The organism is Rhodococcus zopfii NBRC 100606 = JCM 9919, assembly GCF_001895025.1.
Taxonomy (GTDB): domain Bacteria; phylum Actinomycetota; class Actinomycetes; order Mycobacteriales; family Mycobacteriaceae; genus Rhodococcus; species Rhodococcus zopfii.
In genome coordinates, this window is sequence record NZ_BCXI01000019.1 from 1 (window position 1) to 24,047 (window position 24,047).

At 69.1% G+C, this 24,047-nt stretch carries 29 protein-coding genes; 22 read left to right on the forward strand and 7 right to left on the reverse strand.

The features are described from left to right. Positions 1-264: 264 nt before the first annotated feature. Together lppU and RZ1_RS14210 are read left to right on the forward strand one after the other, a co-directional pair. A complete protein-coding gene (gene lppU, locus RZ1_RS14205) occupies positions 265-873 on the forward strand; it encodes an LppU family putative lipoprotein (protein WP_072812804.1) in 609 nt (202 codons plus the stop codon). Positions 874-1,068: 195 nt separating this feature from the next. Further along, positions 1,069-1,887 (forward strand): shikimate 5-dehydrogenase, encoded by an 819-nt coding sequence (locus RZ1_RS14210; RefSeq protein WP_072812968.1) that lies wholly within the window; start codon positions 1,069-1,071, stop codon positions 1,885-1,887. A 120-nt stretch (positions 1,888-2,007) separates the two neighbouring features. Here RZ1_RS14210 and RZ1_RS14215 read toward each other — a convergent pair whose 3' ends face one another. Beyond that, positions 2,008-2,847 carry a DUF5995 family protein gene (locus RZ1_RS14215; protein ID WP_072812806.1) on the reverse strand — a complete coding sequence of 280 codons (840 nt, stop codon included), beginning with the start codon at positions 2,845-2,847 and terminating at the stop codon, positions 2,008-2,010. A gap of 403 nt (positions 2,848-3,250) precedes the next feature. Between RZ1_RS14215 and RZ1_RS14220 the strand changes: the two genes are divergently transcribed. Further along, a complete protein-coding gene (locus tag RZ1_RS14220) occupies positions 3,251-3,736 on the forward strand; it encodes an acyl-CoA thioesterase (RefSeq protein ID WP_072812808.1) in 486 nt (161 codons plus the stop codon). Between the two features lie 102 nt (positions 3,737-3,838). Beyond that, positions 3,839-5,011, forward strand: coding sequence for a thiolase family protein (locus tag RZ1_RS14225; protein WP_072812810.1), 1,173 nt, complete (start codon positions 3,839-3,841; stop codon positions 5,009-5,011). Positions 5,012-5,082: 71 nt separating this feature from the next. Here RZ1_RS14225 and RZ1_RS14230 read toward each other — a convergent pair whose 3' ends face one another. Beyond that, positions 5,083-5,574, reverse strand: coding sequence for an Lrp/AsnC family transcriptional regulator (locus RZ1_RS14230; RefSeq protein ID WP_072812812.1), 492 nt, complete (start codon positions 5,572-5,574; stop codon positions 5,083-5,085). A 168-nt stretch (positions 5,575-5,742) separates the two neighbouring features. Here RZ1_RS14230 and pdhA point away from each other — a divergent pair, with 168 nt between their 5' ends. From pdhA to RZ1_RS14250, 4 genes are read left to right on the forward strand one after another with little or no spacing between them, the layout of a single operon-like run. Beyond that, positions 5,743-6,846: a pyruvate dehydrogenase (acetyl-transferring) E1 component subunit alpha gene (pdhA, locus tag RZ1_RS14235; RefSeq protein ID WP_072812970.1), complete on the forward strand. Its 1,104-nt coding sequence runs from the start codon at positions 5,743-5,745 to the stop codon at positions 6,844-6,846. Beyond that, positions 6,843-7,826: an alpha-ketoacid dehydrogenase subunit beta gene (locus tag RZ1_RS14240; RefSeq protein ID WP_072812814.1), complete on the forward strand. Its 984-nt coding sequence runs from the start codon at positions 6,843-6,845 to the stop codon at positions 7,824-7,826. Before pdhA ends, RZ1_RS14240 begins: the two co-directional genes overlap by 4 nt. A 12-nt stretch (positions 7,827-7,838) precedes the next feature. Continuing rightward, positions 7,839-9,110: a dihydrolipoamide acetyltransferase family protein gene (locus tag RZ1_RS14245; protein WP_072812816.1), complete on the forward strand. Its 1,272-nt coding sequence runs from the start codon at positions 7,839-7,841 to the stop codon at positions 9,108-9,110. Between the two features lie 47 nt (positions 9,111-9,157). Next, positions 9,158-10,330 carry an MFS transporter gene (locus RZ1_RS14250; protein ID WP_169917959.1) on the forward strand — a complete coding sequence of 391 codons (1,173 nt, stop codon included), beginning with the start codon at positions 9,158-9,160 and terminating at the stop codon, positions 10,328-10,330. Positions 10,331-10,343: 13 nt separating this feature from the next. Here RZ1_RS14250 and RZ1_RS14255 read toward each other — a convergent pair whose 3' ends face one another. The 3 genes from RZ1_RS14255 to RZ1_RS14265 are packed head-to-tail and all read right to left on the reverse strand — an operon-like array spanning position 10,344 to position 13,237. After that, a complete protein-coding gene (locus tag RZ1_RS14255; protein WP_072812817.1) occupies positions 10,344-11,774 on the reverse strand; it encodes an NAD(P)(+) transhydrogenase (Re/Si-specific) subunit beta in 1,431 nt (476 codons plus the stop codon). Next, entirely contained in the window at positions 11,774-12,109 is a 336-nt protein-coding gene (locus RZ1_RS14260) for an NAD(P) transhydrogenase subunit alpha part 2 (RefSeq protein ID WP_072812820.1), read from the reverse strand. The genes RZ1_RS14255 and RZ1_RS14260 overlap by 1 nt, the downstream gene beginning before the upstream one ends. Next, entirely contained in the window at positions 12,110-13,237 is a 1,128-nt protein-coding gene (locus RZ1_RS14265) for a Re/Si-specific NAD(P)(+) transhydrogenase subunit alpha (RefSeq protein ID WP_072812822.1), read from the reverse strand. It lies immediately after the preceding gene. Between the two features lie 243 nt (positions 13,238-13,480). On the opposite strand from RZ1_RS14265, the gene RZ1_RS14270 reads away from it, so the two are divergent. From RZ1_RS14270 to RZ1_RS14310, 10 genes are all read left to right on the forward strand, one after another. Next, a complete protein-coding gene (locus RZ1_RS14270) occupies positions 13,481-13,846 on the forward strand; it encodes a DUF488 domain-containing protein (protein WP_072812823.1) in 366 nt (121 codons plus the stop codon). Continuing rightward, the gene (locus RZ1_RS30545) at positions 13,843-14,004 is read left to right on the forward strand and encodes a hypothetical protein (protein ID WP_169917963.1); all 162 of its coding nucleotides are present in this window, start codon (positions 13,843-13,845) and stop codon (positions 14,002-14,004) included. The genes RZ1_RS14270 and RZ1_RS30545 overlap by 4 nt, the downstream gene beginning before the upstream one ends. Continuing rightward, the gene (locus tag RZ1_RS30865) at positions 14,001-14,744 is read left to right on the forward strand and encodes an SIR2 family NAD-dependent protein deacylase (RefSeq protein ID WP_072812825.1); all 744 of its coding nucleotides are present in this window, start codon (positions 14,001-14,003) and stop codon (positions 14,742-14,744) included. The genes RZ1_RS30545 and RZ1_RS30865 overlap by 4 nt, the downstream gene beginning before the upstream one ends. Positions 14,745-14,749: 5 nt before the next feature. After that, the gene (locus RZ1_RS30870) at positions 14,750-15,190 is read left to right on the forward strand and encodes an HIT family protein (RefSeq protein WP_072812974.1); all 441 of its coding nucleotides are present in this window, start codon (positions 14,750-14,752) and stop codon (positions 15,188-15,190) included. Beyond that, entirely contained in the window at positions 15,187-16,020 is an 834-nt protein-coding gene (locus RZ1_RS30025) for a maleylpyruvate isomerase family mycothiol-dependent enzyme (RefSeq protein ID WP_072812826.1), read from the forward strand. The genes RZ1_RS30870 and RZ1_RS30025 overlap by 4 nt, the downstream gene beginning before the upstream one ends. A 10-nt stretch (positions 16,021-16,030) precedes the next feature. After that, positions 16,031-16,678 carry a Type 1 glutamine amidotransferase-like domain-containing protein gene (locus RZ1_RS14290; protein WP_072812828.1) on the forward strand — a complete coding sequence of 216 codons (648 nt, stop codon included), beginning with the start codon at positions 16,031-16,033 and terminating at the stop codon, positions 16,676-16,678. A gap of 9 nt (positions 16,679-16,687) precedes the next feature. Beyond that, a complete protein-coding gene (locus RZ1_RS14295) occupies positions 16,688-17,203 on the forward strand; it encodes a hypothetical protein (RefSeq protein ID WP_072812829.1) in 516 nt (171 codons plus the stop codon). 107 nt (positions 17,204-17,310) lie between these two features. Further along, positions 17,311-18,561: a glycoside hydrolase family 183 protein gene (locus tag RZ1_RS14300; RefSeq protein WP_083583697.1), complete on the forward strand. Its 1,251-nt coding sequence runs from the start codon at positions 17,311-17,313 to the stop codon at positions 18,559-18,561. A gap of 20 nt (positions 18,562-18,581) precedes the next feature. Next, complete coding sequence (locus tag RZ1_RS14305) at positions 18,582-19,229, forward strand: CG0192-related protein (RefSeq protein ID WP_072812831.1); 648 nt, start codon at positions 18,582-18,584, stop codon at positions 19,227-19,229. Beyond that, positions 19,226-19,510 (forward strand): GNAT family N-acetyltransferase, encoded by a 285-nt coding sequence (locus tag RZ1_RS14310; protein WP_072812832.1) that lies wholly within the window; start codon positions 19,226-19,228, stop codon positions 19,508-19,510. The genes RZ1_RS14305 and RZ1_RS14310 overlap by 4 nt, the downstream gene beginning before the upstream one ends. A 69-nt stretch (positions 19,511-19,579) precedes the next feature. On the opposite strand, the gene RZ1_RS14315 is transcribed toward RZ1_RS14310, so the two are convergent. Further along, positions 19,580-20,200, reverse strand: coding sequence for a TetR/AcrR family transcriptional regulator (locus tag RZ1_RS14315; protein ID WP_072812834.1), 621 nt, complete (start codon positions 20,198-20,200; stop codon positions 19,580-19,582). Positions 20,201-20,274: 74 nt separating this feature from the next. Between RZ1_RS14315 and RZ1_RS14320 the strand changes: the two genes are divergently transcribed. From RZ1_RS14320 to RZ1_RS14335, 4 genes are all read left to right on the forward strand, one after another. Next, positions 20,275-20,688, forward strand: coding sequence for a RidA family protein (locus RZ1_RS14320; protein WP_072812835.1), 414 nt, complete (start codon positions 20,275-20,277; stop codon positions 20,686-20,688). A 174-nt stretch (positions 20,689-20,862) separates the two neighbouring features. Further along, complete coding sequence (locus tag RZ1_RS14325; protein WP_072812836.1) at positions 20,863-22,089, forward strand: alkane 1-monooxygenase; 1,227 nt, start codon at positions 20,863-20,865, stop codon at positions 22,087-22,089. After that, positions 22,089-22,256, forward strand: a complete 168-nt coding sequence (locus RZ1_RS14330; protein WP_072812838.1) for a rubredoxin — start codon at positions 22,089-22,091, stop codon at positions 22,254-22,256. The genes RZ1_RS14325 and RZ1_RS14330 overlap by 1 nt, the downstream gene beginning before the upstream one ends. 1 nt (position 22,257) lies before the next feature. Beyond that, the gene (locus tag RZ1_RS14335) at positions 22,258-22,446 is read left to right on the forward strand and encodes a rubredoxin (RefSeq protein WP_072812840.1); all 189 of its coding nucleotides are present in this window, start codon (positions 22,258-22,260) and stop codon (positions 22,444-22,446) included. A 33-nt stretch (positions 22,447-22,479) separates the two neighbouring features. Here RZ1_RS14335 and RZ1_RS14340 read toward each other — a convergent pair whose 3' ends face one another. Continuing rightward, positions 22,480-24,021, reverse strand: coding sequence for a carboxylesterase/lipase family protein (locus RZ1_RS14340; protein ID WP_072812841.1), 1,542 nt, complete (start codon positions 24,019-24,021; stop codon positions 22,480-22,482). Positions 24,022-24,047: the final 26 nt, after the last annotated feature.

Sequence of the window (24,047 nt, forward strand, 5' to 3'; positions counted from 1 at the left end):
GCTAAACTGGTGTCGACCTGCTCGCGGTGGCGGACCGGCTTCCGATGGCCTCTTCCAGCGGACAGTGGCAACTCAAATTCTCCTGCCCGGCAGGGGCTCTCGCGTTCTACGACACGCTCACACCGTCCAGTCTCAGGTATCCGGCGTCGGGACCGAGGTGCCCAATTTCCCCTTTTCGACCATTTCGGTCAGAATCCACCGCGGCCTCCTGCCGGGGGCCGAGGCGGGAGCACCCGCGCCCCGATCCCACAGTGAGGACACCACATGCACGACACCTTCCGATGCCGAGCGATCCGGGCCGCTGCGGTGAAGACGGTAACCGCCGCGGCCGTCGGTGCCGCGGTGCTGTTCGCCGCCGGATGCGTGAGCGACACCGACGAGGCGACACCGGTCTCGTCGACCGGCGCGGCCGCGACATCGACCATCGCCGGGCAGCAGGGCATCGACCAGGGAGGTGCCACCGACATCGACGTCACCGTCGGCGACTGCGTCGCCCTCGGCGGGACGATGAGCGCAGCCACCATCGACGAAGCGGTGTGCGGCAGTCCCGAGTCGAACTACCGGGTGATCGCCAAGGCCGAACAGAACACCCAATGCCCCACCGACGCCGACCAGGTGTACTACGAAAGCCTCAACGGCACCGAACAAGGCGCGCTGTGTCTGGACATCGACTGGGTGCTCGACGGATGCATGAGCATTCCCACCGGCACTGACGACCCACACCGTGTCGACTGCACCGACCCGGCCGCGACCAACGTCGAGCGCGTCACCGCCATCCTCGAAGACACCACCGACGTCGCCGGCTGCTCCGACGGCGGCTACACCTACCCCGAGCGACGCTTCACCGTGTGCACCGAATCGGTCACCACATAACCCCCGGCCGGGCGATCCTCCAGCCCGGAGCGGGCCCCGCTTCGGCGGCATCCGGCCCGGGTCCCTGCCCGTGGAAGCACCCGGCCGGCTGCTCCACCGGATCACTCGTGGCGCCGCTTCCCAGATCGCCGACGATGTCGCGCAACGTATCGAGGTGCCGGAGTAGACCGCCAGCCCTAGATTAGGTTGGTGGTCATGGTTTCGCGGATCACCAAGGACACCCGGTTGTGCATCTCGCTGTCGGGCCGGCCCAGCAACATCGGCACCCGGTTCCACAACTACCTGTACGACGAGCTCGGGCTGGACTACGTGTACAAAGCGTTCGCGCCCACCGACATCGAGGCCGCGGTCGCGGGCATCCGCGGGCTCGGCATCCGGGGTGCCGGTGTGTCGATGCCGTTCAAGGAGAAGGTCATCCCGCTCGTCGATGTGATGCACGGGTCGGCGCGGGCGATCGATTCGGTCAACACCGTCGTCAACGAGGACGGGGTCCTGCACGCCTACAACACCGACTTCCAGGCGGTGCTGGATCTGCTCCGCGATCACGCGGTCGATCCGGCCCTACCGGTCGCGGTCGCGGGCAGCGGTGGGATGGCCAAGGCGGTGGTCGCGGCGGTGCGCGCGCACGGCTTCACCGACGCGACCGTGCTCGCCCGGAACGAGCCCGCCGGCCGCGCGCTCGCCGACCGGTACGGATTCGCCTGGCGCGCCGATCTCGCCGACTCCTCCCCCGCCGTGCTGATCAATGCGACCCCGATCGGCATGGCGGGCGGTCCCGACGCCGAGGCGCTGCCGTTCCCGCCCGCCGCGGTCGAGGCGGCGACGGTGATCTTCGACGCGGTGGCGACGCCGCCCGAAACCCCGCTGATCCGGGCGGGACGCGCCCACGGTCACACGGTCATCACCGGCGCCGAGGTGATCGCGCTGCAGGCGGCGCTGCAGTTCGCGTTGTATACGGGCGTGACCCCGACACCCGAGCAGGTGCGCCGGGCGTCGGAGTTCTCCCGCTCCTGACGAGGCCGGTTTCGGTTGTGCGCCGAGCGCCCGGGCCTTCGGCACAAGGACGTGCTCGTTCCCGCTCGCTTCCGGCCGGCCGTAGCCGGATCCCCGGGAGACGCCCACCGATCGGCGGGTTCAGATCGTCCCGGCGGCCTCGAGCAGATCGAGCGCCTTGCCGGCTGCGGCAGTGGCGAGCTGCATTTCGACACGCGTCGCATCGCGGGTCGCGGGATTCTGGAGACCGAAGTTGTTGACCCACGCGACCGTTCGAGCGGACTGGAACATCAGTGTGGTGGTTTCCTCGGCGCCGACCAGGTCCCCGACGAACCAGCCGGTGAAGAACGGTCCCAGATCGGTTCCGTAGACGGCTTCGAACTCCTCGGCGATACGTGGTGCCGCGGCGACGAGGGCCTCACCGAACCTGTAGAAGTCGGCGGTGTTCTCGACGCCGGATCCGATGGTGACGAGTGCTTCGGGGAAGTCGGTGACCAGATGCGCGACGATCGCCCCGGTCAGCACCCGGCCGGGACTGCGCTCGCACTGCTCGGTCAGCGCGAACGCGTCGGCCCAGTGCGGCGCCGGGGTTCCACCGGTGACGTACTCGTGCAGGTTCGCCATATACAGGCGCACGACCTCGACGGCCAGGTCGCTCGCCCATTGCGGATCGTCGTAGATGCCGGCGGTGAGCGTCGGCCCTGTCAGTTCGAGGATTTCGTCGAACGCCAGCACGAACGTGCCCCGATAGTCGCCGCTGGGGACGAGCAGCTCGCGCAGTTGCGCGATGCGGTCGCGGGCGGTGCCGTACGAGTCGATACCGGCGGGGTCGGTGAGCTCGACGAGACGGTGCTGCGCGGTTCCGGAGGCGCCGAGCGCGCACTGCGACACGACCGGCGCAACCGGATCCGCGGAGACGGTTCCGGGAGAAGCCAGGACGCAACCCAGCGCAAGAATTGCCGCTGGAGCTGCGAACCCCATAATTTATTCACCCTAAGAAAATACAGATTTACTCAGTCTAAGAAAATATTGAGCTGCACCGGTCGATCCTGCGCCGGTTTGCCGCCGCCGCGCCGCGCCGGCGAAGATCTCGGCCGGCGTCCGCGAGACGGTCGCCGATCTCGCACACCAGGCAACCCTCGCGTGCGCCCGCATGGTCGTTGCGCGACCCCGACGGACGCGAAGCCGCGATCGTGACGTCCCTCGTCGCGGCAGCGTGCCCGCCTTCTCGGCGCCGGTGGCGGGTCTCGCGGCCGCGTGGTCCTGTCGTTCGGACGGTCGAATCGGGATGCGGGAAAGGTTGTGGAGCGGTAACGATTCGGCCCGGACGAGCCTCGACGTTCTTCTTCAGGTGAAGTCCGGTGCTTCCTGCCACAATGATCTAGTGACCAACCGCCAGCCGACGACCCCTGACGCGCAGCCCGACCCGGCCCGCTTCCCGGCACTGTGGCCGATGCAGACGCGCTGGGCGGACAACGACCACTACGGCCACGTCAACAACGTCACCTACTACTCGTACTTCGACTCCGCGGTCAACGGCTGGCTCATGGCGACGACCGGTGTGGACATCCGCGAGCTCGAGGCTCTCGGTGTCGTTGCCGAGACGTCCTGTCGTTACCTTGCGGAGCTGTCGTTTCCCGATCGGTTGCAGGTGGGCATCGCCGTCGACCGCCTGGGTACCCGCAGCATCACCTATCAGCTGGCGATCTTCCGTGAGGGGACGGACGGAACGCTGACCCCGGCGGCCACCGGTCGCTTCGTACACGTCTACGTCGACGCGCGCACCCGCCGGCCGGTTCCGATCCCCGACGAGATCCGTAAAGCCGTGATCCAGCTCGTCAAAGGGGCTCCGGAGCGCCCGGGGCCCTGATCTCCGAATCCCGTAACCAAGCATCCGCTTGGCAGAATATTCATCTAACGGATTACACTCCTCGGCACTGGCAGTTCCATCGAGAGGAAGTGATCCGAAGACATGCGTGACGCAGTAATCGTCGAGGCCGTACGCACCCCCATCGGCAAGCGTGGCGGTGGATTGTCCGGCGTCCACGCCGTCGAGCTGTCCGCCCACATCCTGCGCACGATCGCGGAGCGGAGCGGAATCGACCCGGCCCTCGTCGACGACGTGCACTGGGGCACCGTCCAGTCGGTGGGCATGCAGTCCGGCAACATCGGCCGCATGGCCGTCCTCGGCGCCGGCTGGCCCGAATCCGTCCCCGGCTTCACCCTCGACCGCCAGTGCGGCTCGTCGCAGCAGGCCGTGTCCACCGCCGCCGCCGCCGTGATCTCCGGCCAGGCCGACCTCATCGTCGCCGGTGGCGTCGAGATCATGTCCGCCATCCCGTTCGGCTCCTCCGCGCCCGAAGGCACCGGCCAGATGGGCGGACCCGCGCGCGACCGCTACGCCGACGAGCTCACCGCCCCCGGCTTCAACGGCCGATTCAACCAGGGCGTTGGCGCCGAGATCATCGCCGAGCAGTGGGGTATCTCCCGAACCGAGCTCGACGAGTACTCCGTGCAGTCGCACGAGCGTGCCGCCCGCGCCCAGGACGAGGGCCTGTTCGCCGACGAGATCGCCGCGGTCACCCTGGCCGACGGCACCGTGATCGATACCGACGAAGGCGTGCGCCGCGGCTCCTCCGTCGAGAAGCTCGCCGGCCTCAAGGCCCCGTTCCGCGAAAACGGTGTCGTCACCGCAGGGAACGCCTCGCAGATCTCCGACGGCGCGTCCGGCCTGCTCGTGACCACCTCGGAGAAGGCGAAGGCCCTGGGCCTGACCCCGCTCGCCCGTGTCCACACCGCCGTCGTCACCGGCGACGACCCGGTCAAGATGCTCACCGGCCCCATCCCCGCGACGGCCCTGGCCCTGAAGAAGTCGGGCCTGTCGATCGACGACATCGACGCATTCGAGGTCAACGAGGCGTTCGCGTCGGTGCCGCTGTCCTGGTTGCGCGAGACCGGTGCCTCGATCGAGAAGCTGAATCCGCTCGGCGGCGCGATTGCGCTCGGTCACCCGCTCGGCGGCTCCGGCGGCCGCCTCGCCGCGACGCTGATCCACCACCTGCGCCGCACCGGTGGCCGCTACGGCCTGCAGACGATGTGCGAGGGCGGCGGCACCGCCAACGCCACCATCTACGAGATCCTCTGAGCACTCCGCACCGCGTCCCTGCTGCGGCACGCCGCACACCGCGTCACTGCTGCGGCACGCCGCACACCGCGTCACTGCTGCGGCACGCCGCGCCCCTGCTGCGACAACAGCCGCAGCAGGGGCGCGGTGCGCTGCGCCACCAGTTCCCTCATCACCAGCGCCATGTTGGTGCGCTCGACCCCGGGGATCTCGAGGATCTGCCCGGCCAGCCGATACAGATCGTCCGCGTCGGTCGCGACCACCTTCACCGACAGGTCCGTCTGCCCCGTCATCCCGTAGACCTCGGTGACCTCCGGGATCTCCGCCAGCGCCGCGACGACGCTGTCGAGCCGGTGCTGATCGACCTTCGTCGCGACGTACGCGGCGAGCGGGTAACCCAGCGCGCGCGGATCGACGCGCCGCTCGAACGACGCGAGCACACCGTCCGCCTCCCAGCGCGCGAGGCGCGCCTGCACGGTGTTGCGCGACAAGCCGAGCCTCGCCGCCAGCTCCACCCCGGTGGCCCGCGGCGTGCGGGCCAGCTCGAGTAGCAGCCGCGCGTCGGTCGCGTCCAGACTGGTCATGTTCCGCAGTATGACACCGCCGTGCCCCCACGAACCGTGCGATCCGCACAGTCCCGTTCGATTCGATTGCGCAGCTGTCCCCGACGTGGATGATGTGAAGTACAACACAGGTATGTCCGGGGGTTGTCCCACAAGGGCGCCCGGGCCGACCCGAACGAGGTGGTCACGGTGGTCGACAAGATTGCCTATCCGGTCCAGCTGATCCAGCCGGACGGCCGACGGGTTCACAACCCGGAGTATTCCGCGCTCGTCGCCGATGTCGGCCCCGAGCGTCTGCGCACCCTCTACCGCGACCTCGTCGTCGTGCGCCGCATCGACACCGAAGCCACCGCCCTGCAGCGCCAGGGCGAACTCGGCCTCTGGGCTCCGTTGCTCGGGCAGGAAGCCGCACAGGTCGGGTCCGCGCACGCGCTCGAACCGGACGACTACGTCTTCACCAGCTACCGCGAGCACGGCGTCGCCTGGTGCCGCGGCGTCGACCCGGCGGACATGACACGGATGTGGCGGGGTTGCACGCATTCCGGCTGGGATCCGTCGACCGTCAACACCACCAACCCGGCGATCGTCGTCGGCTCGCAGGGCCTGCATGCCACCGGATATGCGATGGGCGCCCACCTCGACGGGGCCGAGATCGCGACGGTCGCCTACTTCGGTGACGGCGCCACCAGCCAGGGCGACATCTCCGAGGCCCTCGGATTCGCGGTGAGCTGGAGCGCCGGGGTGGTGTTCTTCTGCCAGAACAACCACTGGGCGATCAGCGCACCCGTGCGGGTGCAGAGCCCGGTGGCACTCGCCCACCGCGCCGCCGGATTCGGCATGCCGTCCGTCCAGGTCGACGGCAACGACGTCCTGGCGGTCCTGGCGGTGACCCGGCAGGCCGCACGTCGCGCCCGCGACGGTGCCGGCCCGACGTTCGTCGAGGCCCTCACCTACCGGATGGGCCCGCACACCACCTCCGACGACCCCACCCGTTACCGCACCCCCGCCGAACTGGAGGAATGGAAAGCCCGCGATCCGCTGACCCGCGTGCGGCGGCTGCTCGATCGCGAAGGTCTCGCCGACGAGCCCTATCTCGCCGCGGTTCAGGCTGCCGCGGACGACGCTGCGGACCGCCTGCGCACCGGCGCCCTGAGCGCTCCCGACCCCGATCCGCTCATGATGTTCGATCACGTCTACGCCACCGACCACCCGGTGCTCTCCGGCGAACGCGCCCGCTACGCCGAGTATCTCGCCGGGTTCGGCACCGCATCGCACGAGGAGGCTCGGTCATGACCACCACCACGATGGCTCTGGGCGCTGCCCTCAATGCCGGACTGCGCCGCGCGCTCGAACACGACCGCAAGGTCGTGATCATGGGTGAGGACGTCGGCCGGCTCGGCGGCGTCTTCCGCGTCACCGACACGCTCCAGAAGGACTTCGGCGACAACCGCGTCTTCGACACCCCGCTCGCCGAATCCGGCATCGTAGGAACGGCTTTCGGCATGGCGCTGCGCGGATACCGCCCGGTGTGCGAAATCCAGTTCGACGGATTCGTCTATCCGGCGTTCGACCAGATCGTCTCGCAGGTAGCGAAGATCCACTATCGCACCGCGGGCGCGGTGACCGCGCCGTTGACGATCCGCATCCCCTACGGCGGCGGTATCGGTGCCGTCGAACATCATTCGGAATCCCCTGAGGTGTATTTCGCACACACCGCGGGCCTGCGGGTGGTGAGCCCGGGCACCTCGTCGGATGCCTACTGGATGATCCAGCAGGCCGTGGCGCTGGACGATCCGGTGATCTTCCTCGAGCCGAAACACCGGTACTGGGATCGCGGCGAGGTCGATCTCGACACCCCGCCGGAGCTGCCCCTGGACCGGGCGCGCATCACCCGGCCGGGAACCGACGTCACGCTCGTGACGTTCGGCTCAATGCTGACGACCGCCTTGCAGGCCGCGGACATCGCTGCGTGCGAAGGACATTCGCTCGAGGTGGTCGATCTGCGATCGCTGTCTCCCCTCGACGTCGACACGATCGAGGAGTCGGTGCGCCGCACCGGCCGGCTCGTGGTCGCACAGGAAGCCCCGGTGAATTGCGGGCTCGGCGCCGAAATCGCCGCGCAGATCGCCGAACGGTGCTTCTATCAGCTGGAATCACCGGTGCTGCGGGTCGGCGGATTCGACATCCCGTATCCGCCGGCGAAGCTGGAGGCGCACCACCTGCCGGACCCCGACCGCATCCTCGATGCCGTCGACCGCAGCCTCGCGGCCTGAAGGGAACGTCGAATGGGACAGTCCGTCAAGGAATTCCGTATGCCGGATCTCGGTGAGGGTTTGACCGAGGCGGACCTCGTGTCCTGGAGAGTCGACGTCGGCGACCGCGTCGAGCTCAACCAGGTCGTCGCGGAGGTGGAAACGGCGAAGGCGATGGTGGAGTTGCCGTCACCGTTCGCCGGGACGGTGGCCGAACTGCTCGCCGAGCCCGGCACGACGGTGCCGGTCGGGACACCGATCATCCGGATCGCGGTGACCACCGAAGGCCCCCACGGCACCCCGGACCTCCACGACACCGCCACCGCACCGCCGACCCCGGTGCTCGTCGGATACGGTCCCGGCGCCGCACCGGTGAGCAGACGCGCTGCTCGGACCCCGGCGCCGGCCGAGCCGTCGACGGGCGGGCACAGCGCGCCGCACCTGCACACCGAGCCGCACCGCCCCGATGCGAAACCGTCGGCGCGGCGCGAGGCCAGACGCCTCGGCATCGACCTGACCGCCGTGGCCGGAACCGGCAACGGCGGGGTCGTCACCCGTTCGGATGTCCGGCGCGCCGCCGACCTCGGCGCACGAACCGAACCCGGACACGAAACGCGGGTGCCGATCGCCGGGGTGCGCAAGCGCACCGCCGAGGCCGTGACGCGCAGTGCGTTCACCGCGCCGCATGCGACCGTGTTCCTCACGTGCGACGTCACCGCGACCGTCGACCTCGTCGAGCGGCTGCGCGCGCATCCGTCGTTCGCGGACCGGCACCCGACCGCCCTGACGATCGTGGCTGCGGCGTTGCTGCACGCGGTCGCGGACCAGCCGGTTCTCCATGCGGCATGGGATCAGGATGCCGGGGAGATCGTGACCCCCGGCCACGTGAACCTGGGCATTGCGACCGCCACCGGCGAGGGCTTGATGGTTCCGGTGATCCGGGACGCGGACATCCTGTCGCTGCCGGAGCTGGCCGGGGCGATCGCCACTGTCACCGCGACCGCGCGCGCCGGGCGCGCGACCCCCGCCGACCTGACCGGCGGCACGATCTCGATCACGAATGTCGGGGTGTTCGGTGTGGACACCGGCACCCCGATCCTCGTGCCGGGCGAGGCGGCGATCCTCGCGGTCGGGGCGATCGCGCCGCGGCCGTGGGTGGTCGACGACGCGCTCGCGGTGCGCGACGTGGTCACACTGGCGATGTCGTTCGACCACCGGCTCGTCGACGGCGAGCAGGCCGGACGGGCGCTCGCGGCGATCGGCGGTGTCCTCGGCGATCCGGTGCCCGCCCTGCTCGGACGCTGACCCGGCACGGGAAGGAACCCGTCCCGGTGGCGGTAGCGTCGGGTGCCGTGACCGCTCCTGCCCACCGCCGTGCTCGAGCCGCCGTCTTCGCCGTGTTCGGGATCAACGGGTTCCTGCTCGCGATGTGGGTGGTACACATTCCCGCGGTGCAGCAGCGCGCCGGGATCGGCAACGCGGCACTGGGCACCCTGCTGTTGATGCTCGCCGTCGGCGCGATCGGTGGCATGCAGGCGACCGGGCGGCTCGCCGACCGGTTCGGCAGCGACCGCACCACCACGATCGCCGCGAGCGCCCTGGCGCTCACGACGGTCGGCCCCGGGCTGGCGTCGCAGCCGTGGCAGCTCGCGGTCGCTCTGGTGCTGTTCGGGTTCGCGAACGGAGCCCTGGACGTGTCGATGAACTCGCAGGCGGTCGTCGTCGAACAGCGCTACCGGCGGCCGATCATGGCGGCGTTCCACGGACTGTTCTCCGTCGGCGGGGTCGCCGGATCGCTGGCCGGGGCGGGAACGCTCGCGGCCGGGTGGGCTCCGGCGGTGTCACTGGCGCTCGCGGGCGCGGTGGGCCTGGCGGTGGTCGCGGTCGCGGCCGGGCAGCTGGTTCGGGTGCCGCAGCGGCATCATCCCGGCGATGCGGCACCGCGCGGCGGGTATTCGCGACGGGTGCTGCTGCTCGGCGGGCTGGCGTTCATGCTGATGTTGTGCGAGGGCGTCGCCAACGATTGGAGTGCCCTGCAGGTCAAGGAACATCTGGGCAGCCCGGATTCGGTGGCGGCCCTCGCGTTCGGGGTGTTCTCGACGACGATGACGATCGGCCGGTTCACCGCGGACCGGATCGGCGCCCGGATCGGCCCGGTGGCGTTGGTGCGGTACGGCGCGCTGGTCGCCGCCGTCGGCATGGTCACGGTGATCGCCTCGCCGTGGCTGCCGCTGACCCTGGCCGGGTGGGGGTTGTTCGGTGCGGGGCTCGCCGGGGCGGTTCCGCAATTGTTCACCGCCGCAGGGAACCTGACCACCGGATCACCGGGGGCGAACATGTCGCGGGTCGTCGGGATGGGCTACATCGGCTTCCTGGCAGGCCCGGTGTGCATCGGCTGGTTGTCGGAGGCGACGTCGCTGACGGCGGCGATGGCGGTGCCCTTGGCGTGTGTGCTGGGTGCGGCGGCACTGGCCCCGCACGTACGCGAGGGCGCCCGCGCAGCGAATGTGCGCGGGCGCCCCTGACGGTGGATGCGGGTCAGAGGACCTTCAGTTCCTCGGTGACCTCGGAGACCATCTTCTTCGCGTCGCCGAAGAGCATCGACGTCTGGTCGGCGGTGAACAGCGGGTTGTCGATACCGGCGTAACCGGAGGACATGGACCGCTTGAGCACGATCACCGACTTGGACTGGTCGACGTTGAGGATCGGCATGCCGTAGATCGGGCTGGACGAATCCTGACGCGCGGCCGGGTTGGTGACGTCGTTGGCGCCGATGACGATGGTGACGTCGGTGCGCGAGAACTCACCGTTGATGTCGTCCATCTCCTTCATCGCGTCGTACGCGACGTCGGCCTCGGCGAGCAGGACGTTCATGTGACCGGGCATGCGGCCGGCGACCGGGTGGATCGCGTACTTGACCTCGACGCCGCGCTCCTCGAGCATTGCCGCCATCTCCTTGACGGCGTGCTGTGCCTGTGCGACGGCCAGACCGTAGCCGGGGACGACGATGACCTGGTTGGCGTAGGCCATCTGGATCGCCGCGTCGGCGGCGGAGGTGGCCTTGACGGTGCCGCCGGTCGCGGAGACTGTGCCGCCGGAGCCGCCGTCGCCACCGAACGAGCCGAACACGATCGCCGGGATGGAGCGGTTCATGGCCTTGGCCATGAGGTTGGTCAGGATCGAACCGGACGCGCCGACGATCATGCCGGCGACGATCATCGCCTGATTGTTCAGGGCCAGACCTGCGGCGGCCGCGGACAGACCGGTCAGGGCGTTGAGCAGCGAGATGACGACGGGCATGTCGGCGCCGCCGATCGGCAGCACCACGAACAGGCCCATCAGGCCGGCGACGACGAGCAGCGCGACGATCCAGATCGCCGGGGTCGGGTCGTTGGCCGGGTCGGCCTGCACACCGATGTACACGGCGATCGCGATGGACGCGAGGGCCAGGACGATGTTGGCGAGCTGGAACAGCTTCGCGGACGCGACGACCTTCTTCTCGAAGTTCTTGTTCAGCAGTTCCTGCAGCTTGGAGAACGCCACGAGCGAGCCCCAGAACGAGACCGAACCGATGATCGCGGCGAACAGCGATCCGACGATGAACGGCACGGACGGCACGGCGTCGACGGTGGTGAAGCCGTCGGAGTCGAGGAACTCGGCCCACGCGATCAGCGCGACGGTGCCACCGCCCACGCCGTTGAACAGCGCGACCAGCTGCGGCATCGCGGTCATCTTGGTCTTCAGGGCCGGCGGCACACCGAGGATCACGCCCACGGCCAGGCCGCCGACGATCAGACCCCAGTTGTCGGTGTCCCGGATGTCGATGAGCACCGCGACGACGGCGACGGCCATGCCGGCCGCGGCGATGTAGTTGCCGCGCACCGCGGTCTTCGGGCCCGTCAGACCCGACAGACCGTAGATGAACATCGCGAACGCGACGATGTACAGAATGGTGACGAGGTACGTCATCAGGAGTCAGCCCCCTTCTTCTCGGCCGAGACCTTGACCGCGTCCTTCTTGGGCTTGAACATCGCGAGCATGCGGTCGGTGACGACGAAGCCGCCGACCACGTTCAGGGTGCCGAACACCAGCGCGACGAACAGGATGATCTTGATGCTCCACGGGGCGTCCCCGGGCAGATGGCCGAGCACCACCAGTGCACCGAGCACGACGATGCCGTGGATGGCATTGGTGCCCGACATCAGCGGCGTGTGCAGTGTGTTCGGCACCTTGGAGATGACGGCGAACCCGACGAACCCGGCAAGAACCAGGATCGCGATGTTCGCGAGCAGTTCGGTGTACATCTACGCGTTCTCCTTCGAGCGGGTCACGCACGCGCCGTCGAGGATCTCGTCGGAGAAGTCCGGTGCCAGCGCGCCGTTGTCGTCGAGCATCAGCTCGAGCAGGGCGGCGACGTTCTTCGAGTAGAGCTCGGATGCGTGCTCGGGCATCGTCGCGGGCAGGTTGAGCGGCGAGCAGATCGTCACGCCGTGCTTGACGACGGTCTGGCCGGGTTCGGTCAGCTCGCAGTTGCCGCCGGTCTCACCGGCGAGGTCGACGACCACCGAGCCCGGCTTCATGCCGGTGACCGCGGCGGCGGTGACCAGACGCGGTGCGGGGCGACCCGGGACGAGCGCGGTCGTGATGACCACGTCGAAGCCCTTGATGGCCTCCTCCAGTGCCTGCTGCTGCTGGGCGCGCTCGGCGTCGGTGAGTTCGCGGGCGTAGCCACCCTCACCGGCCGCGTCGATCCCCAGATCCAGCCACTGCGCACCGACCGACCGCACCTGATCGGCGACCTCGGGGCGCACGTCGTACCCCGTGGTGCGGCCACCGAGACGCTTGGCCGTGGCCAGCGCCTGCAGACCGGCGACGCCGACCCCGAGCACCAGCACGGTCGCGGGCTTGACGGTGCCCGCGGCCGTGGTGAGCATCGGGAAGAAGCGCGTCGACTCCGACGCGGCGACCAGCACCGACTTGTAACCGGCCACGTTCGCCTGCGACGACAACGCGTCCATCACCTGCGCACGCGAGATGCGCGGGATCGACTCGACGGCGAACGCCTGCACGCCGGCCGCGGTGAGCGCGCCGATCTGGTTGTCGGCGTTGCGCGGCGCCAGGAACCCGACCAGGGTCTGTCCCGACCGCAGCCGCGCGACCTCGGCGTCCGACGGCGGTGCCACCTTGACCACGACATCCGCAGCCCAGGCGTCGCCGAGGGTGGCGCCGACTTCGGCATAGGCCTCGTCGGGAATCAGCGCCGCCTCACCGGCACCGGGCTCGACGACGACGTCGAGACCCTTGCCGATGAGAGACGGAACGATCTTCGGGACCAGCGCGACGCGACGCTCGCCGTCGTTCGATTCGCGAACGACGCCGACGGTCGGACGACGCTGTGCCTCACTTCCCGTGCTCAATCCTTCGGTATCCAATTCCCCTGACTCCTGCTTCGAATGAGGGCCGCACCGCGAGAGCGGCGGGCTGCGTCATCAAGGCCACGGCGAGATGGGCCGGGCCGATGAGCCAAGCCAGACCTACCGTGATGACGACAACACTGCAACCGGCCGGTTCTGTCTGAATCGAGTCCGAACAAGGAACCGGTGCGAGAATTGTGATGCAGCTCACTTCACAATTCTCTCCCATCGGTCGTGAATGCAAGAAGAAGGAGGAGCCGGATGTCACGTCGCACCGTCGATGTCGAACGCGTCTACGACCACCCTGCGGACGAGGACGCATTCCGTGTCCTGGTGGACCGCCTGTGGCCGCGCGGACTGCGCAAGGACGCGTTCCACTACGACGAGTGGGCGAAGGATCTCGCGCCGTCTGCGCAGCTGCGCAAGTGGTACGCGCACGACGCCGCGTTGTTCTCGGAATTCCGCACCCGCTACCTCCGCGAGCTGACCGCCGAAACCGGACGCGACGCCGTCGCCCGGCTGGACCGCCTCGCCGACGGACGCCCCCTGGTGCTGCTGACCGCGACCCACGACCTCGACCACAGCGGCGCCGTGGTCCTCGCCGAGCACCTGCGGGAGGCGAGATGACGGCGCGCGACCACGACACCGGCGGCGACCCGGTGTGCTGGCTCGACCGGGTGTGCCCGGAGTGCGGACTGTTCCTCGAGGACGCGGACGAGCCGTGTCCGCGCTGCGGTCGCACCGGGGACACCGGACGCACCGATCCTCTACCGTCACGGCAATGAGCGTTCCGTCCGAGATACTCGACCTGGCCCGCGCCGCGCGCCGCGTCGTCGTCCTCACCGGTGCGGGCATGTCCGCCGAGAGCGGCGTCCCGACGTTCCGGGACGCGCAGACCGGCCTGTGGTCCGAGTTCGACGCCACCTACCTCGCGACCCCCGAGGGGTGGCACGCCGATCCGGCGACGGTGTGGGCGTGGTACCAGTGGCGTGTGGCGCTGGTCCGGCAGGTCGAACCGAATGCCGGGCATCACGCGCTGGCGCGGTGGGCCCACGCCGCCGAAGTGCACATCGTCACCCAGAACGTGGACGATCTGCACGAACGGGCCGGCAGCGTCGTCCGCGCGCACCTGCACGGCAGTTTGTTCGCACCGCGCTGCGCCGACTGCGAGTCCGCTGCCGAGCTCCCGGACCCGCCGGCCGAACCGGTTGCGCAGCTGACGCCGCCGGCGTGCGCACACTGCGGGGGTGCGGTTCGTCCGGGCGTCGTATGGTTCGGCGAACTTCTGCCCCGCGCACCGTGGCAGGCGGCGACCGACGTTGTCGCCGACGCCGATCTGCTGCTCGTCGTCGGCACCTCCGGTGTGGTGTATCCGGCGGCCGGGCTGCCGGCACTCGCGCGCGGCCACGGCGTGCCGGTCGTCGAGATCGGTCCCGAGCCGACGGAGATCTCGGATCAGGCGAGCCATGTGTGGCGCACGACGGCGGCGATCGGACTGCCCGCTCTGGTCGCGGCGCTACAGTGACGATCGTGGGAGCGTGCGTGTTCTGCGACATAGTGGCCGGCACCGCACCGGCGAGGCGGGTGTTCGAGGACGGGACGGTCGTCGCGTTCCTCGACATCCGGCCGATCTCGCGCGGCCACGTCCTCGTGGTGCCCCGCGCGCACGCGGCGCGACTCGAGGACCTGGACCCGGGCGACGGCGCGGCGATGTTCCGCATCGGACAGCATCTGTCGCGGGCGCTGACCCGTTCGGATCTCGCGCCCGACGGCACCCATCTGGTGCTCAACGACGGCCGGGCCGCGTTCCAGACCGTCGACCACGCCCACCTGCACGTGCTGCCGCGCTGGAGCGGCGACAAACTGCGCCTGGCGACCGGACTCGTCCGGCGCCGCCCCCACGACCCGGACGCGACCGCAGCCCTGATCCGCGCCGGACTGGACCGATTGGAAACAGAGGACCCACGTTGACCACCGAATCGAGCCCCGAATTCCCCGTCGAGACGATCCGTTCGCTGCTGTTCGAGCAGTTCGCGGTCATCGACGATCTGCTCGCCGACCTCGACACGGATTCCTGGTTCACCCCGTCGACGCTGCCGGGCTGGACCGTCAAGGACATCGTGGCGCACCTGATCGGAACCGAGTCGCTCCTCGCGGGTGAGCAGACCCCGCACGTCGACATCGACGTGCATGCCCTGGGACACGTGCACAACGAGATCGGCGCACTCAACGAACGGTGGGTGGAGTCGCTGCGCGGCACTCCCGGCGCCGACGTCCTCGACCGATACCGGCGGATCGTTGCGCGCCGCCGCGACCAGCTCGCGACGATGACGCAGGAATGGTTCGACGCCCCCGCACAGACTCCGGTCGGTCCGGCAACCTACGGACGGTTCATGCGTATCCGCGTATTCGATTGCTGGATGCACGAACTCGACCTCCGTGACGCGCTCGGACTCCCCGGCGACGAGGGCGGCGCTCGGGCCGAACTGGCGATCACCGAGGTCCTCGGGTCGCTGGCGTATGTCGTCGGCAAGCTGGGCAAGGCCCCGGACGGGGCGCGAATCTCGTTCGAGCTGACGGGGCCGCTCGCCCGCACCCTGCACGTGGAGGTCCACGGGCGGGCCGCGCTCGTCCCCGAGTTGTCGGGCGAGGCGACCAGCACCATCGCCCTCGATTCGGGACTGTTCGTGCGGCTGGCGGGCGGGCGCGTTCGCGCGTTCGATCACCTCGACGAGATCACTCTCGGTGGGGACACCACGGTCGGCCGGCGCCTCGTCGACAATCTCGCGTTCACCATCTGACCGTTCGTCGATGCGCCTGTTTCTGTCCTCCTATCGATTCGGCGCCGACCCGGCGGCGCTGCTCCGTGTGACCGGTCCGGCAGGCCCGATCGCGGTGATCGCCAACGCCGGCGACGCCTGGCCCGCCCATGCCCGGCAGTCGGCGGTGATCAGTGAGTTCGGCCCGCTGCGCGCGCTCGGGTTCGAACCGGTCGAGGTGGATCTGCGCGACCATTTCGGTGCACCGGAGTCGTTGCGCGCCAGGCTGTCCGACTTCGGGGCGGTGTGGGTGCGCGGCGGCAACACCTTCGTGTTGCGGGCGCAGCTCGCGCGGTCCGGCGGCGACGCCGTTCTCATCGAACTCGTCCGGTCCGGGGCCCTCGCATACGCCGGGTACAGCGCCGGGGCGTGCGTGGTGACGCCGACGCTGCGCGGTGTCGAGTTCTCCGACGACCCGGCCGAGGTCGAGCCCACATGCGGGATCCCACCGCAGTGGGACGGTCTGGGCCTGGTGGATTTCACGATCGTGCCGCATTCCGGCGGGTCACCGCTCGACGACGGCGGCAGCGACCGCGCCGTCGAGTACCTGACGCGCAACGGCATCGAGTTCCGGGCTCTGACCGACGATGAGGCGATCGTCGTGAACACAGCGGACGGAACGGGTACTTCCCGCTGCTAACATCCGACGATGGAGTCGTGGTCGGATCTGTTCACCGCCGGTACCGCACCCTGGTGGGCGGCACCGGCGGCGCTCGTCGTCGGCGTGGTGCTCGGGGTGCTCGCCACGCGTGCCGGCCGGAGATCGGCCCGTCAGCCGACGCCCGCGCCGGTGCTGCGTGCGACCGATCGCGCCCTGCATGTGCGGTTCCTGCACACCGCCGACACGGTGCACAACCATCTCTTCGAACTGGACCGGTCCGCGCTCGCCGACGTCGAACTCGACGAGGCACTGCACTCGGGGGACCCGCATCTGCGGGCGATCGCGCGCGGCATCGTCGATCTCGACGCGATCGTCAACGAGATGCGGTTGACCGCGCCGGATCCGGTGCTGGCCGCGGCGGAGTCGACATTCGGCTTTCTCACCGCGGCGTCGAGCGACGGCACCGACGACCTCGACGGGTTCCGGGACCGCTATGTCACCGAGAAACGCCGGTTCGTCGACGCGGTACGGGCCGCCCATCCCCCGGCGACGTCGCGTTCCTGACCGCCCCAGCCGCGACCTACTCGTTACCGAAGTGGCACGTGAGACTGATGTGACTGCTGTTACGTTGGCACAGCATCGAATGTGTGGCTCCACACACCGGAGGTCCCATGCCCTCGTCTCTGCGGCGGCGTCTGGCTCTCGCACTGCCCGTGGCCCTGACCGCGACCTGCGCGTTCGTGCTCGGCGGGACCGGGACGGCGCACGCCGCGTGCCCGCCGGGCAGCGGCACCGGAAGCGCGATGCCCGGCACCGGCAGCGCCTTGCCCGGCAGCTCGGAACCCGGCGTGACCCCGATCCCCTGGCTCAATGGGCAGGACGGCCGGCTCCCCGGACTGAAGGGCACCACCACCGCGGTATCGCACCTGACCGGGCTGATGGGCCCCAACGACACCGTGCCCCGGTTCTCGGTCCTCGGCACCGATCTGGGCATCATGTGGGACAACGGGAACGGGCAGGTGCTCGCGGCGTTCGGAGACACGTTCGGGTTCAACCGCAATCCGCTGTGCGGACTCGTCGGAGACTGGCGCAGCAACATCCTGTTCCGCAGCAGCGACCGCAACCTCGGCAACGGCATGAGCATCGACAGCGCCCCCCTGGATCGCCCGCATCACGCCCGCGAACTGATCGAGAGCCGCAAGGTCAACGGCGTCGAGGTGACGACGATCCCCACCGCGGGCATCGCGGTCGGCGGCGTTCAGTACCTCGATTTCATGTCGGTCCGCAGTTGGGGCGCACCCGGCGAGTGGCACACGAACTTCTCTGCGCTCGCCTCGTCGGTGGACAACGGCGAGACCTGGACGGTACATCCGCTCACGGCACGGCTGAACGAACCGCTCAGCGGCAACACCAATTTCCAGATGGGCGCGTTCATCGAACACGACGGCTGGGTATACCGGTTCGGCACCCCGTCCGGACGCAACGGCGCCGCCCACCTGGCCCGGGTTCGGCCGGAATCCCTGCTCGACCCGATCGCCTACGAGTACTGGGACGGCATCGCGGCCTGGACCCCGAGCGATCCGAAGGCCGCGGGCGTCGTGATCCCCGGCCCGGTCAGCGAACTGTCCGTCGCCTACAACGAGCACCTCGGCGGGTTCGTAGCGCTGTACACCGATGCGACGAACTCGATCGTCGCGCGGACCTCCGCCGCGCTCGAATCCGGTTGGAGCGCACCGACGGTGCTGGTGGACAGCCGGGACGTGCCGAGCGTGTACGGCGCGTTCATCCATCCGTGGTCGTCGGGTGAGAACCTGTACTACCTGGCCAGCACATGGTCCGACTACAACGTGATGCTGCTGCACACCGACATCGACGCCGCGCGGCTACCGAAACCGGTGACTCCGGTGCGCCCGCCGGCGTAGTCGCACGTATCGTCCGACCCATGGCCATCATCCACCAGAACGCACAGTTGTCACCGTCGAAGCCGGAGATCCTCGCGGCGTGGGTGCCGTCGCAACCGTGGTCCGGAGACTCGACCGACCTCGAACGGATCGGTGCGTTCCGGTTCGACGATCCCGACGGCGAGGTCGGCATCGAAACACACCTGCTGCGCACCGGGGACGGGCGAATTCTGCAGGTGCCGTTGACCTATCGCGGCGCCCCGCTCCACGATGCCCAGGACTCGCTGGTCGCCACGTTGGACCACACCGTGCTCGGAACCCGTTGGGTCTACGACGCGTGCGCCGACCCGGCGTACCTCACCGCGCTGGTCGCCGCGATCGCGACCGGCGGTGGCGCAGCCGAACTCGTCGACGCCGAAACGGGCGAGACCACCGCGGGACCGGTGCAGGTCGCCGGCAGCGGAACTCCCGAGTCCCCGGTACCGGCCATCGGCCGGATCTCTCACGCGAGCGACGCGGCGACGACCACCGTGTCGGCGGGCGGCGTCGAGATCGAGCTGGCACGGATGGTCGGTGAGCACCTCGGGCTGCCGCCGGGACCCGAAGTGCTCACCGGCACCTGGCCCGGCCGCCGCTCCCCCGCACTCCTCGCCGTCGTCCGTCACCACGACGGTAGGGTGCGATCATGAGCCAGAACAATGAAAACCGTCGCGTCGAGCATCTCCCCGAGCAGTCGCGATTTGCCCTCTACATCGGCGATGCACTCGCCGGCTACGCCGACTACACGCAGGTCGACGGCGTGCGCGACTTCGACCACACCGTCACCGAACCGGAGTTCCGCGGCCAGGGCGTCGCCGGCGACGTCGTGCGCCAGGCTCTGGACGCGACCCGCGCCGAGGGCCTGAAGATCGGCGCGTCGTGCTCGTATGTCGCGAAGTTCGTCGCCGACCATCCCGAATACCGCAACTGATCGTTCACCCCGAGGGGCCGATCGCCGCACATCCGACGCCGTCGCGACCGAGGTCGCGGCGGCGTCGTGCTATTCGGCCGGCGGGTTCTCGTTCCACCCCTGTTCGACGGAGGCGCGACACCGTTCCGGTTCGTCTCCCGCGGCGACGAACAGCGCGGTCAGCATGGGGATCGTGTGCTCGAGCGTCGAAGCCGGCAGCGGGCCGCCTGCCACCAGCGACACCAGACCGTGGCCGACAGCCCAGCTCTGGGTGGCCAACTCGAGCGGGTCGACGTCGGACCGGAATCTGCCCGCCTCGCGTCCCCGCAACGCCGCCTGCACCAGATACTCGAGGGTCGCGTCCGCGGCGGCGAGGTCCTCGAGTTCGACGCTCGCGTCGAACATCACGCGATACAGATCGGGATGGTCGAGCGCGTTGCCGAGATAGGACGCGACGAGCGCGGCCAGGTCCCGCACCGGGTCGGCGGAGGTCGGCATCGTCGCGAATCGGGCCGCGAGCCGCGTGAACCCCTCCTGCCGCAGGGCCTTCCACATGCCGTCCATGCTGCCGAAATAGGTGTAGACGGCCATCGTCGACACCCCGGTCCCGTCGACCAGCGACCGCAGCGTGATGGGTTCTCGGGTGCGGAGCATGTGCGCTGCTCGCTCGATGAGCAGTGTGCGAACCGCCGGGTCCTTCGTCCTCGCCACATCCCCGAGTTTACATAGCATTGCATTGTTATAGTATTCGGGGCGTGCAGGTTCCCGATCCAATTGGAGGCACCATGACCATCACCCTCGTCGACCCCGACAATCTCCCGGCAGTCGATCTCTATCGGCAGGTCTCGATCGCGACCGGCTCACGACTGGTCTTCGTCGCCGGGCAGGTCGCCGTCGACCCCGACGGCAACACGGTGGGCGTCGGCGACTTCACCGCCCAGGTCGAGCAGTGCTACCTCAATCTCCACACCGCCCTGTCCGCCGCGGGCGCCTCGTTCGACGACATCGCCAAACTGACCGTCTACATCCCCGACTGGAATCCGGCCAACATGCCGCTGTTCGCCGAGGGTATCGCCCGCGCCGCAACGAGACTCGGCGTCGAGCCGCCGGCCGCCCCCCTCACCGGCATCGGCGTCGCGGCACTGGCCGGGCCGGACCTCCTCGTGGAGGTCGAAGCCACCGCTGTCGTCGGCGACTGATCGAGCCCACCCCGCAGACGAAAACGTCAGCCGCCCACCTCCTGCACCCGGCGGCTGACGTTTTCGCGCGCGAGGACGGGTTGATTTACAAATCACCACTGATGTCTAGACACTGGATCTCATCGCGCGTAACGTCCATCACAGGGTGATTCAGGTCATATCAAGGAGGACACGGTGACGACGCGCGACATCGACCGGCCGCAGCCGACGCCTGCGCAGCAGTGGCACGACCGCAAGCGCTACTTGTGGCTGCTCGGGCTGGTTCCGCCCACGGCGGTATTCGCCGCGACCGCGCTGGTGTGGGCGTTCGACCGACTCGGCTGGACGGCGGTGGCTCCCGTGTGGTGGTGGATCGGACCGCTGCTGGTCTACGTCCTGCTACCGATCCTGGATCGCTTCTTCGGCCCGGACGGCCAGAACCCGCCCGACGACGTGATGGAACGCCTCGCCGCGGACCGCTACTACCGGTACTGCACCTACGCCTACCTCCCGTTCCAGCTCGCCAGCCTCGTCTTCGCGTGCTATCTGTGGTCGGCCGAGCACCTCGGGTGGCTCGGACTCGACGACGGCCTCGGGCTCGTGTCGAAGATCGGCCTGGCGATCAGCATCGGCGTCATGGGCGGAGTCGGCATCAACACCGCCCACGAACTCGGCCACAAGAAGGAACAACTCGAACGCCGGCTGTCGCGGATCGCTCTCGCGCAGACCTTCTACGGCCACTTCTACATCGAGCACAACCGCGGCCACCACGTCCGGGTGTCCACTCCCGAGGACCCGGCCAGCGCACGTTTCGGCGAATCGTTCTGGTCGTTCCTGCCACGCAGCGTGTGGGGTGGGCTGAAGTCGTCGTGGCACCTCGAGAAGACCCGGCTGGAACGACTCGGTAAGGGTCCGTGGACCTTCCGCAACGATGTTCTCTCCGCGTGGTTGCTGTCGGTGGCGCTGTTCGCCGTTCTCGTTGCCGTATTCGGCCCGGTGGTACTGCCGTTCCTGATCATCCAGGCGGTATACGGCTTCTCACTGCTCGAATCAGTGAACTACCTCGAGCACTACGGACTGCTGCGCCGCAAAACCGAATCCGGCCGTTACGAGCGGTGCGCCCCGGAGCACAGCTGGAACTCCGATCACATCGTGACCAACATCTTCCTGTACCACCTGCAGCGCCACAGCGATCATCATGCGAACCCGACCCGCCGCTATCAGACGCTGCGCAGCATGGACGGCGCGCCGAATCTGCCCAGCGGCTACGCGAGCATGGTCGGCCTCACCTACTTCCCGCCGTTGTGGCGCAAGGTGATGGACCATCGGGTACTCGACCACTACGACGGCGATCTGTCCCGCGTGAACATCCAGCCGAGTAAACGCGAGAAGATCCTCGCCCGATACGGCGAGGCGCAGTGATGGCCGCCTACGTCTGCCCGGTGTGCGATTACGTGTACGACGAGGCCACCGGCGCCCCGCACGAAGGGTTCCCGGCCGGCACCGCGTGGACGGCGGTACCCGAGGACTGGTGCTGCCCCGACTGCGGTGTCCGCGAGAAGATCGACTTCGAACCGAGAGGCAACTGACATGGCAACCGACTACCGGCTCTTCCGTTGCCTCGTCTGCGGTTTCGAATACGACGAGGCCGCCGGCTGGCCCGACGAGGGCATCGAGCCGGGCACCCGCTGGGAGGACATTCCCGACGACTGGTCGTGCCCGGACTGCGGTGCCGCCAAGGCCGACTTCGAGATGGTCGAGATCGTCCGCCCCGGCTGATCCCCCGCGGTCCCGGCAACCCAGCAGACCCGGCTAGCTGAAACCCATGACCCGGTCGCCCCACATCCGACGCAGGTGCCCGTCCGGATCCGGAACGACGGTGTCCGTCGCGTCGAGCACGAGGGTCATGCGGGTGTCGGCCGTGTACGGCGCCCAGTGCCGGGACCCGTCGAGTGCCGCGGGCATGCCGTGGTGCGCGAACGCCGTCCAACGGCGCCGGATCCGGCCCGACAGTTCGGTCGCGGCCTTCCGCCCGCCGAGCCAGAACGTCGGGTCGTGTCCGAGAGTCCCGAAATTGCCGAAAACATAGGGGAGTTCGGTGGCGTGCCCCGCCCCGATCCGTGCTGCCCGGAGAATCGGCGTCGCATGGTCGAAGCGGTACACCCAGGTCGGCGAGTGCGCGCTGTGCGCGTCGGCGATCCACAGCACCGGCATCCGGAAGCCCGCGTCCCGCGACAGGGCCATGGCGCCACTGGGTTTCGTCTCCGCCGGATAGGCCGCGACGATCTCGTCGATCCGCTCGGGCGGCAGATCGGCGCCGTCCGCGGCCAGCGCCGCGAACATGCCCTGCACCGCGGTGTCGTCGATCGGCATCAGCGGGGATTTCATCCACCGGAAGATCGACGGTTCGTCCCGGTTCGATCCGATGATCAGCGGGATCCGGTGCGACAGACCCTTCTGGAACGCCGCCACCGGGTACTTCGGTACGAGATCCCGGTCGACGACCGGCGCCAACGCCAGCGTGCCCGGCACCTCGAGCGGGATCTCCCGGGCCAGCACGTCCCCGGCCGCGGTGAGCTGCTCGTGCGGCAGGCCACGGAGCGTCGACACCCGCGACCGCGAGACGTCGAGGACCTCGAGGAACCGTTCGGCGACGGTCGCCGCACGCTCGCGACCGTATGCCGAAGTCGCGGGTGGGGACTGGGCGATGGCCGCGTGGAAGAGTCCCTCGGCGCGGGGCACCGTCATCAGCGTCGTGATCGAGCCGCCGCCCGACGATTCCCCGAAGACGATCACGCGCGCCGGATCGCCACCGAACGCCGAGATGCAGTCGCGCACCCATTCCAGGGCCGCGATCTGATCGCGCAGCCCCACATTCGATTCGAACGTCGTCTCCGCCGTCGAGAACGACGACAGGTCGAGGAACCCGAGAGCACCCAGTCGGTAGTTGACGGTCACGACCACGACATCGCCGGACTCGCACAGCTGCCGGCCGTCGTAGATCTTCTGGCCCGAATAGCCGAGCACGTAGGCGCCACCGTGGATCCACACCATCACCGGGCGCGGTTCCCCGTCCGGCTCGGGCGCCCAGATGTTCAGGGAGAGGCAGTCCTCCCCGATCGTCAGGCCGGGATCGACCGGGATCGGGTTGTCGCGACCCTGCGGCGCGATGGGCCCGAAGTCGCGACAGTCGCGCACGCCGGTCCACGGCTCCGGCGGCTCCGGGGCACGGAAACGGAGGTCCCCACCGGCCGGAGCCGCATACGGAAGCCCCTTCCACACGAACACCGATCCGTCCCGATACCCGCGCGCCGAACCGTATTTGCAGTCGATCGTGAGTGTCTCGGATTCCACGTGACCTCCCGTTCCCGACGATCTGA